The sequence below is a fragment of the Amycolatopsis sp. H20-H5 genome, assembly GCF_035828755.1.
GTDB lineage: Bacteria > Actinomycetota > Actinomycetes > Mycobacteriales > Pseudonocardiaceae > Amycolatopsis.
Genome location: NZ_JAYMZS010000034.1, coordinates 1 through 12748, shown reverse-complemented (window position 1 = coordinate 12748; position 12748 = coordinate 1). Strand labels below are relative to the sequence as shown.

Sequence of the window (12748 nt, the reverse complement as noted above, 5' to 3'; positions counted from 1 at the left end):
GCTCCTCCTCGGGGTGTCCGCGCCCCGGGTAGCAGTGCGCGCCGATGGGAGTTCCTGGCTGCCGGAGCTGGCTCCGGATCACAGTGGCGGGACCGCCCCGGACTCACACCGGGTTCCTCCACCTGCCGACGCTTGGGTTCGCCGCTTACTCTCCGGGGCTGCCGGTCCGCCGTCAAGGTGACGTAGTCGGTTCTCCGCCCAGCGCGTCCTCTTTGGCGAGGCGGAGCAGCAGTCGGTCGTCGCCGACGCCTTCGCCGGGGTCGGGTGGGAGGTACACAGTCTGCTGGACGCGATGGCGGACACCCATGACTTCTACTTCGACTCAAGCTCTCAGGTCCATCCCGACAGCTGGTCGCGAGGGCGTTCCGCGCTGGTTGGAGTCGCAACCTCCTGCGGTTCGCCGCTTTCCGGCCAGGGCACCCGTCTCGCTCTGACGGGAGCGTATGTGCTGGCGGGCGGGCTCGGCGCCGCGGACGGCGACCACGTTTTAGCATATGCGTGCTACGAAAACCGGTTGCGTGACTTCGCCGAGCGGAACCAGCGGATCGCGCTGGGCATGGTCAAGCGGATCGCCCCGCAGACCCGGCGGGCGGTCTGGTTCCAGAACCAGGGCATGTGCTCTCGAGACGTAACCAGCGCTGAGGAACCACGCCGTCCGAGCCGACGGTCAGAGCCGCTTCGCTGCTCGGAACGCCTTCGAGTAGGTGCCGTCCTGGTCGATCAGGGAGACGCCGCCCGCGTCACCGAAGGTCGGGCCGTTGGCCACCTTGCGGCTCGACAGCACCCGGTGGTGGCCGTCGCTGTCGATGCCCAGGTAGATCCCGGTGTGGGACACCTGGGTGCCGATTTGCGGCTCGAGGTTGAAGAACAGCACGTCGCCGGGCTGCAGTGCGGCGTAGTCGGTCGCCCGCTTGCCGGTGTCGGGGATGACCTGGGTGCCGGGGCCGAGCTCGGACATCGCCCACGCGCGGCGCGGCAGCCCGGCGCCCTTGGTGTTCGAGCCGAGCAGCGGGTACCCGCCCCGGTAGCCGTAGACCATGCGGACGAAACCCGAGCAGTCCAGCGAGCCGTACCGCTCCTTGGCGGAGTCCTCGTGGACCCCGTCCGGGAAGTCCCAGCTGACGCCGAGGTAGTCGTAGAAGTCCGAGCGCTCCAGCCTGCCCTCGCTGCTGTCGGGGCCGAAGGTCGCGTCGCCGCCGAACCGGACTTTCTTCGAGTTCTTCTCATCCGCTGAGCCGTCGGTGTACTGCAGCGCGATCGCCAGGATGTCCGGGTCGCTGTCGGCGAGAGCCTTCGGCAGCCAGTCCCGGAACCACGGTGCCCGCTCGGCGCCCTCGCTCCACGGCTGTGGCGCCAGGCGGATCCACGCCGTCGAGGTGATCGACACGGTGGTGAACTTCGGTTCGGAGAAGGTCCGCGTCCGCCCGGTGAGCAGGGCCGTCCGCGAGCCGTCGGTCAGCGAGGCGAGCTGGGTCCCGGCGCCGTTGCGCACCAGGGTGCGGCCGGGCTTCGTAAGCCGTTCGTAGGTGTACCCGCCCAGCACCGCGCCCGCTGAGGTGGGCCCGGATGCCGACACCGCGGTCACGCGCGCGTCGTCTCGGTCCTGGATCGCGACGTACACCGCCGCCGTGCCGGACACGCCGATGACCACGGCCAGCACCCCGGCGCGGACCAGGCGTTTCGATCGCAGGTTCATCGCATCCCCGTCATACCGTCGGGACCAGGCCGACCAGCACCCCGCTGATCAGGATCGCGTAGCTCGCCAGGCTGACCCCGCCGGTGGCGAGCATCGTCGCCACCGGGCGCTGGCGGACCAGCTGGTAGGCGACCAGGCCCGGCACCACGAACCCGAGTGTCTGGTGCACGAACAGTAAGGGGAAGTCCGCCTGCAGGAACAGCAGCAGCGAGGTCTGGAGCACCACCCCGAGCAGCACCACGGCCGCGAACAACCGCTTCCCGTACAGGATGACGGCTTTTTGTAGCACGCGTGTGCCACCATAGGTCAGGGCGGTCATCAGGACGATGATCGCCGCGCGCCGGTAGTCCTCGACCAGGGTGAGCGCGATCCAGCCCGGGGTGATCATGCCGCCGGGGGACAGGTTCGTGGTCAGGTAGCAGATCAGCGACAGCAGCAGGCCGATGGCGAGCCCGACGGTCGCGACCTCGGGGGCGAGTTCGGTGGTGAGCATCAGAGGGCAGCCGGTTCCAGTTTCGCGAGTTCTTCGATGAGCAGTTCGCCCTGGCCGTGGATGTTGCCGATGGCCACCAGCGACGCCTCGCGATCGATGCCTTCGACGATCCCGCGCAGCAGGTCCTTCGCCGGGCGGTGCCCGCCGAGGTCGACCACCCGGTCGTGCCAGTCGGACGGGATCGCGGCCCGCGCGCTGCGGGTCGGTTCGCCGATCAGCACCACGCGCTCGGGGGCGATCTTGGGGATCAGCGCGCCCATCTGGCCATTGCGCTCGACACGGTCGGGACGGCAGTTGATGATCACGTGCAGCGGATCGGCGATCGCGCCCTGCTGGCGGAGCTGGTCGATGTTCATCAAGGTCGATTCGGGGTCGTTGGCGGCGAAGACATTGGCGAACCGGAGCTGCCTTCGCCCGGCGCGGTAGTGGTGCACGCGCAGGACGCCGGGGTCCGGCGGCGCGTCCCACATGCCCTGCAGCGCAGACGCTCGGTTGACGTTGAGCAGCTCGGCCACGGCCAGTGCGATCGCGACGTTCTCCTTGAAGGTGATCCAGCTGAACCCGCGCATCTCCTCGTCGCTGATCGCCTCGGGGTCGACCGAGATGAGCTCGCAGTTCCGCTTGGCGGCCTCTTCCCGCAGGATCGCCAGCCGGTCGCGTTCCGCGGTCAGGCAGATCCCGCCGATCGGCATGGACCTGCTCAGCGACCGGGCGACGTCGTCCAGCGTCGGGCCCATTTCGGCGAGGTGGTCCTCGCGGACGTTGCACAGCACGCCGATGGTGGACTGGATCAGCTTGCTCTGGTTGATCTCCTGCAGGTCCGGCATCACCGCCATGCACTCGATGACCAGCGCGTCCGGCCGGTAGGCCGCCGCTCGGCGCACGATGCCGATCTGCTCGACGACGTTGGCGATCTCGAACTTGCGGTACACCGGCTCCTCGGTGCCGTCCGGGTGGATGAACCGCGCCGCGGTGCCGGTGGTCTTGGCCGTGGTGACCAGCCCGCCGCCGCGCAGCGCGCCCGCGCAGAGCCGGGTGATCGAGCTCTTGCCGCGGATGCCGTTGACCAGCACCCGCGTCGGGATGCTGTGCAGTTTCGCGTAGTGGCGCCGTTGTTCGGAGATCCCGGCACCGAGCAGCGCCAGGGAAGCGACCAGCAGGACGCTGTAGAGGAACAGCACGTCAGACCCCGGCCCCGTCCAGCCAGCCCAGGTAGTCCGCCTTCGGGTCCGGTTCGGCGGCGCGCCGAACCGGCCGCCTCGCCGTGTCGGCGGCGGTCTCGGCGGCACGCCTGGACGCCGTCGCTTCGGCGGTGACTGTTCCCTTGACCGGCTGGCGCTGAGTACCGGACGCCGGGGCGCCGACCCGGTTGTGCGGCTGCCGGGCTCCGGCGGACTTCGGCGTCGCGGGGCGGGCGCCCGGCTGGCGTGAGGCGTCAGGTTCCGGTGAGGCCCGCCGGTTGTGCGGCTGTCGTTGTGCTTCGGTCATCCGCTTGGCGTCGCGCTGTACCGGCTGACGGGCGGGGCCCGGCTGTGCCGTGATGGCGGTTCTTTCGACCGACCGGCGGGAGGTGGCGGGCGCCGCATCGCGTCCCGAAGCTTCCCGCCGGGGCTGCCTGACCGGCGGCTCGGGGACGTCCACGTCGGGAACCGTGGCCTGCGGGTTAGGACGGCGGGGTGAGTCGGCGGAGCTGACGTCCGCGAGTCCCGCTTTGGATTCGAGCGGCTCGTCGGTGTCGTCTTCGATGCGCTGCAGCAGCTCGGTCGGGTCGGTCGCGGCGCCCGCCGGACGGCGGGCCTGGCCGAGCCGCCCGGTGCCCTCGGCCAGTGCCTGGCGGCAGATCTCCACGCACGAGGCGATGGTGCCGATCTCGTCCTGGCGCTGCGGGTAGACCACCGAAGTGGTGTCGCCCTCGGCCAGACCGACGGCCGCGTCGGCCACCCGGCGCAGCGGCCGCAGGACCGTCAGCAGGTGCCAGCCGAACAGCATCAGCGCGACCACCGCGGTGAGCAGGGCGGCTACCCGAGCGCCGTCGCGCACGGTGTTGTCCGAGACGCCCAGCGAGCCGACCGGCTGTTCCGCGACGACCACCCAGTGCAGGGTCGACGCGCTGCCCTTCGTCGCCAGCCCCTGCGCGGCGACAAGCGCCGAATCAGTGGTCTCGCGGGCGCCCTGGCTGGTGCGCGCGGCCGAGACGTTCTTGCGCAGCGTGGCGTCGGTCAGCTCTTCGAACGCGAGGTAGCCCTCAGTGTCGGCGATGGTGCGCGAACCCTCGTCCACTACCCGCATGCGCCCCCCCGCGGGCTGCAGCAGCGCGGCCATCCTCGGCACGTCGAACTCGCCGACCAGCACCTTGCCGGTGTCGCCGAGGTGGGTGTAGGCGTAGACGACCGGGACACGGCCACTGGTGTTGTGCTGGTGCAGGCCTTCGCCCTCCGGCAGCGCGCCGCCGTCGCGCAGTGCCTCCCGGCCGCTGATCAGCACGACCTGGCCACCGGCGTCCGCGAGGTAGACGCTGCGGAACCGGCTCTCGCTGGACGCGAGCTCGTCGAGCATCGGCCGGACCTGATCGGTCGTCTTCCCGGCGCCGAGGCGCGCGATGGCCTGGAGGTCGGACAAGCCCTCGGTGAGGCTGCGGCGCAGGGTGTCCGCCGAGCGGCTGACCCGCAGGCCGTGCTCACTGACCATGGTCGGCGAGACCTCGGCGTGCTGACGGCCGATCGTCGCGGCGACCGCGGCGGACCACCCGAGCAGGCACAGCGCCACCAACGTGACTACGAGCTGGGCGGAGATCACGGCCTTGGCCGACTTCGCCGGGTGCTTGGCGCGACGCAGCCGCGTCCGGTAGAGCTCTACGGCGTTGGTGAGCCTGTTCACCTCACGGACCCGGGACTGGTGCACGGGACGCGTCAGATCGCCGGACGCCACCGCGAGCGCGTCCGACCGCAGCCGGCGGATCGGTGCGACCACGACCCGGCGGAGCACGAAGAATCCGCCGAACGCGAGGACGAGCAGCGCGCCTGCCGGGATCAGGCCCGGCCACCGCGCCGGGATCGGCTGGACAGGGACCCGGCTGGCCGACACCACGGAGAGGCCGAGCGAGCCGTCGATTCCGTCCGTCGACACCGGGGCGTACGAGACCACCGGGGCGAGCTGTTGCGCCGGTTTGCCGGGGTCGGCCTGGGTGGCGGCCGCGCCGGTGAGCACGCCGCTCTGCCCGGCTGCCGCGGCGGTCGCGGCCTGGTCGATCAGGCCGTTGGTGACGTTGTCGTTCTTGGGGACGTCGGGGCCGTGCTCGTCGACGACGGTGCCGTCGGCGGCGACCAGCCGGATGCTCTGGTGGGCGTCCTTGTCGAGCTCGGCCGACGAGTCGCGCAGCGTGCTCGAGACCACCAGCAGTTGTCCCGTCCGAGTGCCCGGCAGGGGGATCGTGGTGAGGATCAGCGCGGTGCCGCCGCTGCGCACGACCGGCCGCACCGTGACGCCGCTGACGGGGACGCCTCGCAGGCTCTCGGTCGGCACAGGTTCGCCGTGCGTGCCGAGCGCCTTCTGCGAGCCCGCGTCGAGGACGGTGATGCCGCGCCAGCCGGGGTAGGTCTGGCTCAGCCGGGTGAGCACGGTGTTCGTGTCCGGCTCGTCGAAGACCCCGGAGCTCACGGCGACGCGGAGGTCGTCCGCCGCACTGGTGGCGGAGGTGCCGAGGGCCACGGCCAGCGAGGCGGTGGCGTGCTGCTGCCCGTCCGTCACTTCGTTGGGCACGGTGGCGCCCGAGGCGGGCCTGATCATCGACAGCGGTCCGGCCGTCGCCAGATAGAGCGCCGTGAACGCGGCGATGCACAGCAGCAGTATCAAGCTGATCACTGAGGCGACGCCGGTGCCGCGCGGGAAACCGGCTTCGGTGAGCTGGTGGCGCAGTTGAGCTGTCGGGTCGGGGTCGGGACGCTTGTTCAGCCTCTTCACCTGGCCCCCGGGCCTTCCTGTACTCGGTCGGCGACCCGTTCGGGTCACATGTAGCTATCAAATGCGGGCACAGTGACGTTACAAGTACCTACATTGGGCGACAAGTGGCGGGTGCGGCTACCCAATCGGGTGAAACGGTACACTCCCAGTGGTGATCGGCCGCTCCCGTGCTCTCCTCAGCGGCATCGGTGTACTTCTCGCACTGGGCTTGGCTGCGCTCCTGATCGTGATCCTGGGGAACGACCCGGCGTCACGGCCCCCTCAGCCCCCTACGGAGGCATCCCTGAGCTCCCTCGTCACCCGGTTCACCGCGCCGCTCAACGCAGGCCAGGACTACCGGCCGCCGAAGGCCGACGAGCGCAAGGCCGGGGCGCAGGGGTTCGGTTCGCTGCTCGACGCGGGCCACGCCGTTCCGAGCGCACTCGACACCCTGGGTTTCTCTGTCCGCGACGGCGTCGACGAACAGACCGGACGGCCTTACACGATGGCGGTCAACGAGCCGGACACCGACCGGTCCTGGGGGATGTACCTGATCGACCGCTCGGCGCCGCCGTCGATCGTGGTGGAGGTGCCGCATCCGGCGTTCGACCTGCGCACGGAGCTGTTCGGGCTGGCCTACTTCCGGCAGGTGCCCGGGGCCGTGCTGATCATCGCGGGCGCCCATCGCAAGGCCGACGACAGCAAGGCCGACGTCGCCCACGAGGAGAACTCGCTGTTCCACGTGGTCGCCACCACCCTCGCCGCCCGCGGCCTGCCCCAGGTGCAGCTGCACGGCTTCCACGACCCGAACATGCCCGACACCGACATCGTGCTGTCCGCGGGCGCCACCCAGGCCGGCGATCCGGCCCGCCGCGCGGCCGACCGTCTCACCGCGGACGGCTTCTCCGTCTGCCGGGCCTGGTCACAGTCGTGCAAGGGCCTCGAGGGCCTCACCAACGTGCAGGGCAGGGCCGCCGCCCAGGACGGCACTATGTTCCTGCACGTAGAGATGAGCCGCACCGTCCGCGAGGACGAACAGCGCCGGGCCGACGTCGTTCGCGCCCTCACCGAGGCCAAGCTCACCGAGCACTAGCGCCCCACCCGGATCAGGCCGAGCGCTCGCCGTCCCCGATACGCGGGAAGGTGGCGGTGGAGAACAAGACCTCCACCGCCACCTCGAAGAACTCCGCGATCCTCAGTGCGACGTACAGGCTGGGGCTGTATTCGCCCCGTTCCAGGTAGCCGATCGTCTGGTAGTGCACCCCGAGCGCGTCGGCCAGCTGCCGGCGCGAGATCCCCCGCTCGGCGCGCAGCATCGCGATCCGGTTGTAGACGATCTCACTCACTTTTCCGCCTCCGCGCGGGAACGTCGTTTCGCTGGGCCCGGCCTGCTCACCCGACTCGCTGCATCGCCTTGTCGCGCCGCGCGGCCACCGACGAGCCCGACTCGCGCCGAGCCATCCGGCGCAGCAGCACGGGCGCCAGCGTCAATCCGATCACGGCCCACCCGGCCAGCACTCCCAGGGTCTCCAGATGACGCCACGATTGCCCGATCTCCACCAGCATCGCGCTGTCGGGCAGCAAGGCCGAGCGCATGCCCAGCCCCAGCCAGTACATCGGGAAGACCTGGGCGACCCACTGCAGCCACTCCGGCATCGCGGTGATCGGGTAGAAGATCCCCGAGATCGCGCCCAGCCCGAAGATCGGCAGCATGATCAGCCCGACGTTGCGCGAGTTCGCGCTCAGCGAGCCGAGCACCGCGCCGAGCGGCATGGTCGCCACCAGGCCGATCGTCACCACCCCGAGCAGGCCGAGCCACGACAGCGGCCCGTCCTGCGCGAGGCCCTCGAAGAGGAACAGACTGGGGATCAGGACCACCAGCATGCCCAGCACCGTCGTGCCGGAGACCTGGAGGACCTTCCCGATGAGGTACCCGGTCATCCCGTTCGGCGTCGCCTTCGCGCGCAGCAGCGTGCCGTCCTCGCGTTCGACCGCCAGCGCTCCCGCCATCCCGGTCAGTCCGTTGAGGGTGATCCCGGCGCCCAGCACGCCGGGCACGGTCGCGGCGCCGAGGGAGAAGTTCGTACCCGGCAGTGACGCGTCCCGCATGAAGATCATCACTACCAGGAAGATCGTCGCGGGCAGCACGAGGTTCAGCAGGTCCTCCCGGTTGGTCAGCTGCTGCCGGATCTCGATCCGGCCGCGGGTCACCCCCGCTCGCGCCGCCGCGAGAACGTGCTTCGACACCGTGACCATCACACACCTGCTTCCAGCAAACCGAGGGTCGTCACCGGCGTTGGCCCGGTTTCGGCCTGCCGCACCAGCGTCATGTAGGTGTCCTCCAGTGAGGCCCGGCTCACCTCGAGGTCGCCGATCGCGTCGCCGTGCTGCTTGAACAGTTCGTGGACGAATTTCGTCGACTCCGTGGTCAGGTGCACGAACCGCTGGCCGCCGAGCGTCCAGCGGATCTCGCCCTCGCCCGCGATCTGCAGGCTCAGCGCGTCGGCCGAGCCGTTCGCGACGATCCGCCCGGCGGCCAGGATGAGGATCCGGTCGGCGAGCTTCTCGGCCTCGTCGAGGTCGTGGGTGGTGAGGACGATCGTGGTGTCCTCGTCGTCGGTGAGCCGGTGGACCAGGTCGTGGAACTCGCGCCGGGCCTCCGGGTCGAAACCGGCCGTCGGTTCGTCGAGGAACAGCAGCTCCGGTCTGCCGACGATGCCGATCGCGACGTCCAGCCGACGGCGCTGCCCGCCCGAGAGGGTCTTGATCTTCTTGTTCGCGTGCTGGGTCAGGCCCACCGCGTCGACCAGCTCGTCCGGGTCCCATGGCCGCCGGATGTGTTCGGTGGAGTAACTGCGGTAGAAGGACCCCAGGTGTGCCAAGAGCTCGCGGACCCGCCACTTCCCGTGGTCTCGCCAGGACTGGAGCACAACCCCCAGCCGCGCCCGCCACGCCTCGCTGCCTTGCTCCGGGTCGGTGCCGAGCACCGACACTTCCCCCGCGGAGCGCCGCCGGAACCCTTCCAGGATCTCGATCGTGGTCGTCTTGCCCGCGCCGTTCGGCCCGAGCAGGCAGAGCACTTCCCCCTGGTGCGCCTGGAAGGTGACGTCGCGCAGGACGTCGTGGGTGCCGTAGCGCATGCGCAGGCCCCGGATGTCGATCACCGGCTCGCCGGTTCTCGCCATGGTGCTCACCCCCATCTCACTGATACTGCCAAATGTAGCACACCTACTACATTTGATCCTAGCTGTGCTCAGGGTCGACGAGGGCGTCCCGGCCGCCATCTACAGTGAGCCCATGTCTGTCCGCGCGCGTGCACGAGCTGACGCGTGCCCCGGGGTCTTCGCCACCCATGAGGCCGCGGACGGGCCGCTCGCCCGTGTCCGGCTGCCTGGCGGGGCGATCACGGCGGCCGCCCTCCGCGTGCTCGCGGACTGCGCCGAAGAGCTGGGTGACGGCGAGATCCACCTGACCTCGCGGGGCAACGTCCAGCTTCGCGCGGTGACCGTCGACGGTCTCGTGCCCAGGCTGTCCGAGGGCGGTTTCCTGCCGTCGCCGAGCCATGAGCGCGTTCGCAACATCCTCGCCTCGCCGCTGAGCGGGGTCGCCGGAGGCCTGGTCGACGTCAGTCCGCTGGCGCGACGGCTCGACGCGGCGTTGTGCGCGCGGCCGTCCTTGGCCGCTCTGCCAGGTCGCTTCCTCTTCGCCATCGACGACGGCAGGGGAGACGTCTCCGGCGAGGGCGCGGACTTGTGCTGGCGCGCGGTCGACGGAACCGGTGGCGCGCTGCTGCTCGACGGCGTCGACACGGGACTCAGGGTCGCTCTTTCCGATGCCGTGACGGCGCTGATCACGCTGGCGGAGGCGTTCCGGGCCGCCAGGGGCACCGCCTGGCGGGTACGCGAACTACCCGATGCGGCCGTGCTGCTGGACGCGGTCCGCCCGGTGGCCGCCGAGGTCGAGCCGGTCGCCATGCCCCTCACTTCCGGGCTGCCGATCGGGATTCTCGACCGGGACGACGGCGGTCTCGCGCTGGGCGCCGCGCCGTTGTTCGGGCGGTTGACGTCGGCTCAGTCGCGTGTTGTCGCCGAGGTCGCCGAGCGCGTGGTGGTGACCCCGTGGCGGTCGATCCTGCTGCCCGAGACCGCGCCCGCCGCCGCACTGGCCGAGGCGGGGATCGTCGTCGATCCGGCCGACCCGTCCATCGGGGTGAGCGCCTGCGTCGGCCGTCCCGGCTGCGCGAAGTCGCGCGCCGACGTCCGGGGCGACGCCGCCAGGGCCCTGCCGTCACTGCCCCGCGGCCTGCGCGCCCATTTCTCCGGCTGCGAACGCCGGTGCGGCAAACCGGCCGAACCGCATCTCGACGTGCTCGCCGAACCGGGCGGGTATCGCGTGGACGCCTTGGTGGTCTCGGTCCACGAACTGGCCGAGACGCTGGTACAGAAGGGAAAATTGTGACCGACTACCTGCGCGACGGGGCCGAGATCTACCGGCATTCGTTCGCCACGATCCGCGAGGAGGCCGATCTGGCGATCCTGCCGGACGACGTCGCCGGTGTGGCCGTGCGGATGATCCACGCCTGCGGGATGGTAGATCTGGTCGACGACCTGCGCTACACCCTCGACGTGGTCGAATCCGGCCGTGCCGCGCTCGAGGCGGGCGCACCGGTGCTGTGCGACGCGAACATGATCGCCAGCGGGGTGACTCGCAAACGGCTCCCCGCCGGCAACGAGGTCCTCTGCACCCTGTCCGACCCGAGCGTGCCGGGGCTCGCCGAGAGGATGGGGACCACCCGGTCCGCGGCGGCGCTGGAGTTGTGGCGCGACAAGCTGCCCGGCTCGGTCGTCGCGATCGGCAACGCGCCGACCGCCCTGTTCCGGCTGCTGGAGCTGCTGGCCGAAGGCGTCGGCGCCCCGGCCGCGATCATCGGTGTGCCGGTCGGCTTCGTGGGCGCCGTGGAGTCCAAAGTGGAGCTGGCCCGGCGTTCGCCCGCCCCGTACCTGGTGGTGCACGGCCGCCGGGGCGGCAGCGCGATGGCCGTCGCCGCGATCAACGCGCTGGCGAGTGAGGTCGAATGAGCACGGGCAGGCTGTTCGGTGTCGGGCTCGGACCCGGCGACCCGGAACTGATGACGGTCAAGGCTGCCCGGCTGATCGGCGAGGCGGACGTGATCGCGTACCACAGCGCGCGGCACGGGCGCAGCATCGCGCGTTCGGTCGCCGAGCCCTACCTGCGGGAAGGTCAGCTCGAGGAGGCGCTGGTCTACCCGGTGACCACCCAGACGACCGACCACCCCGGCGGCTACGAGGGCGCGATCGCGGACTTCTACGAGCTGAGTGCGAAACGCCTTGCCGCGCATCTCGACGCCGGGCGCGACGTCGTCGTGCTGTGTGAGGGCGATCCGTTCTTCTACGGCTCCTACATGTACATGCACGAGCGGCTCGCCGATCGCTACGAGGCTGTCGTCGTGCCGGGGGTGACGTCGGTGAGCGCGGCGTCGGCGGTGCTCGGGCGGCCGCTCGTGCAGCGCGACGAGGTGCTCACCGTGCTGCCCGGCACGCTGCCGGCACCGGAACTGGCCCGCCGCCTGGCCGACACCGACTCGGCCGCGATCCTCAAACTCGGCCGGACGTTCGGCTCCGTGCGGGAGGCGCTGGCCGAGGCCGGGAAACTCGACGACGCCTTCTACATCGAGCGCGCGACCTGGGACACCCAGCGCGTCGAACCGTTCGCCGGCGTCGACCCGGAGTCGGTGCCGTACTTCTCGCTCGCGCTCGTCCCGAGCCCGGCCCACGCCGCCCGCCTTTCCGGTGACGAGCCCGCGGCGGGTTCCGTGGACAGCCAGGACACGACCTGCGGCGAGGTCGTCGTGGTCGGGCTCGGGCCGGCGGGCCCGGAGTGGCTCACCGCCGAGGCGGAGGCCGAACTGGCCGTGGCCGAACACGTCGTCGGCTACGGCCCTTATGTCGCACGCGTGCCGCAGCGCGCCGGCCAGCAGCGGCACTCGTCGGGTAACCGTGTCGAGGCCGACCGGGCCGCCGACGCGCTGATACTCGCCGCCGGGGGAGCCAGGGTCGCCGTGGTGTCCTCGGGCGATCCCGGGGTGTTCGCGATGGCCTCGGCGGTGCTCGAGCAAGCCGCGGCCGGGCATGGCGCCGGGGTGCGGGTGCGGATCGTCCCCGGGGTGACCGCCGCACAGGCCGCGGCGTCCCGTGTCGGCGCGCCGCTGGGACATGACTACTGCGTACTTTCGCTGTCCGACCGGCTCAAGCCATGGGAGATCATCGAGCGCCGCCTCGAGGCCGCGGGTGCCGCCGACCTTGTGCTCGCGCTGTACAACCCGGCGTCCCGCACCCGGACAACGCAGCTCGCGCAGGCCCGCGACGTCCTGCTGCGCCACCGGGCGCCCGAGACGCCGGTGGTCGTCGCCCGCGACGTCGGCGGCCCCGAGGAGGACGTCCGCGTGGTCACCCTGGCGACCTTGGACCCGGCGACGGTGGACATGCGCTGCCTGCTGATCGTCGGCTCGTCGAAGACGGTGGCCGAGCGCCGGCCGGACGGGACCTCCGTCGTCTGGACACCCCGCTCGTACGACTGACGCCGTGACGAAGGGGCTCTTC

General features: G+C 71.0%; 12 protein-coding genes and 1 riboswitch. Of the genes, 4 read left to right on the top strand and 8 right to left on the bottom strand.

All coding sequences use genetic code 11. The annotated features are described in order from the left end of the window. Positions 1-48: 48 nt before the first annotated feature. A riboswitch (cobalamin riboswitch) is annotated at positions 49-119 on the bottom strand. A 53-nt stretch (positions 120-172) separates the two neighbouring features. The 5 genes from QMK34_RS20105 to QMK34_RS20085 form a co-directional block, all read right to left on the bottom strand. Continuing rightward, positions 173-307 (bottom strand): hypothetical protein, encoded by a 135-nt coding sequence (locus QMK34_RS20105; protein ID WP_326415665.1) that lies wholly within the window; start codon positions 305-307, stop codon positions 173-175. Between the two features lie 360 nt (positions 308-667). Next, on the bottom strand, positions 668-1696 hold the full coding sequence (locus tag QMK34_RS20100) for an NlpC/P60 family protein (protein ID WP_326415664.1): 1029 nt from the start codon (positions 1694-1696) through the stop codon (positions 668-670). A gap of 10 nt (positions 1697-1706) precedes the next feature. Continuing rightward, a complete protein-coding gene (locus QMK34_RS20095; RefSeq protein WP_326415663.1) occupies positions 1707-2189 on the bottom strand; it encodes a poly-gamma-glutamate biosynthesis protein PgsC/CapC in 483 nt (160 codons plus the stop codon). Beyond that, positions 2189-3370: a poly-gamma-glutamate synthase PgsB gene (gene pgsB, locus QMK34_RS20090; protein ID WP_326415662.1), complete on the bottom strand. Its 1182-nt coding sequence runs from the start codon at positions 3368-3370 to the stop codon at positions 2189-2191. The genes QMK34_RS20095 and pgsB overlap by 1 nt, the downstream gene beginning before the upstream one ends. 1 nt (position 3371) lies before the next feature. Beyond that, a complete protein-coding gene (locus QMK34_RS20085; RefSeq protein WP_326415661.1) occupies positions 3372-6149 on the bottom strand; it encodes a HAMP domain-containing protein in 2778 nt (925 codons plus the stop codon). Between the two features lie 151 nt (positions 6150-6300). On the opposite strand from QMK34_RS20085, the gene QMK34_RS20080 reads away from it, so the two are divergent. Beyond that, a complete protein-coding gene (locus QMK34_RS20080; protein WP_326415660.1) occupies positions 6301-7221 on the top strand; it encodes a hypothetical protein in 921 nt (306 codons plus the stop codon). Positions 7222-7234: 13 nt separating this feature from the next. On the opposite strand, the gene QMK34_RS20075 is transcribed toward QMK34_RS20080, so the two are convergent. The 3 genes from QMK34_RS20075 to QMK34_RS20065 are packed head-to-tail and all read right to left on the bottom strand — an operon-like array spanning position 7235 to position 9313. Then, complete coding sequence (locus tag QMK34_RS20075; protein WP_326415659.1) at positions 7235-7474, bottom strand: helix-turn-helix transcriptional regulator; 240 nt, start codon at positions 7472-7474, stop codon at positions 7235-7237. Positions 7475-7520: 46 nt separating this feature from the next. Further along, the gene (locus QMK34_RS20070) at positions 7521-8375 is read right to left on the bottom strand and encodes an ABC transporter permease (RefSeq protein ID WP_442785180.1); all 855 of its coding nucleotides are present in this window, start codon (positions 8373-8375) and stop codon (positions 7521-7523) included. An 8-nt stretch (positions 8376-8383) separates the two neighbouring features. Continuing rightward, complete coding sequence (locus tag QMK34_RS20065; protein WP_326415657.1) at positions 8384-9313, bottom strand: ABC transporter ATP-binding protein; 930 nt, start codon at positions 9311-9313, stop codon at positions 8384-8386. 112 nt (positions 9314-9425) lie between these two features. Here QMK34_RS20065 and cobG point away from each other — a divergent pair, with 112 nt between their 5' ends. Genes cobG through QMK34_RS20050 form a run of 3 tightly spaced genes read left to right on the top strand, consistent with a single transcriptional unit; the run spans position 9426 to position 12726 of the window. Beyond that, positions 9426-10586: a precorrin-3B synthase gene (gene cobG, locus QMK34_RS20060; RefSeq protein WP_326415656.1), complete on the top strand. Its 1161-nt coding sequence runs from the start codon at positions 9426-9428 to the stop codon at positions 10584-10586. Further along, complete coding sequence (locus QMK34_RS20055; RefSeq protein ID WP_326415655.1) at positions 10583-11206, top strand: precorrin-8X methylmutase; 624 nt, start codon at positions 10583-10585, stop codon at positions 11204-11206. The genes cobG and QMK34_RS20055 overlap by 4 nt, the downstream gene beginning before the upstream one ends. Continuing rightward, entirely contained in the window at positions 11203-12726 is a 1524-nt protein-coding gene (locus QMK34_RS20050; protein ID WP_326415654.1) for a precorrin-2 C(20)-methyltransferase, read from the top strand. Before QMK34_RS20055 ends, QMK34_RS20050 begins: the two co-directional genes overlap by 4 nt. Positions 12727-12748 lie beyond the last annotated feature (22 nt).